Below are 326 nucleotides of genomic sequence, written 5' to 3' on the forward strand. Positions count from 1 at the left end.
CGGCCCCCAGGATAAGCGGCGCGATGTGTAGCCGCAGCTCGTCGATCAGCCCGGCCGAGAGGAATTGACGCGCAGTTTCTGCCCCGCCGGCGATGGCGACGTCGTTGCCGGCAGCAGCCTCCCGCGCCTGGGCCAGTGTGGCCTCGATCCCGTCGTTCACGAAATGGAATGTTGTGCCGCCCTGCATCTGAAGGGGCGGACGTGGATGATGCGTGAGCACAAAAACCGGGGCGTGATACGGCGGATCTTCACCCCACCAGCCGCGCCAGTCCTCATCCCACGGCCCCGCCCCCGGGCCGGCAAACATGTTGCGGCCCATGATGTAG

The 326-nt window shown here is 66.9% G+C and carries 1 protein-coding gene; it reads right to left on the minus strand.

Annotation, left to right across the window (positions count from 1 at the left end; translation table 11 throughout):
* On the minus strand, positions 1 to 326 hold a 326-nt coding region (locus tag AC5RWX_RS34520), incomplete at both ends, for a dihydrofolate reductase family protein (protein WP_494100606.1).

This window comes from Arthrobacter sp. SPT-J7, from assembly GCF_059089965.1.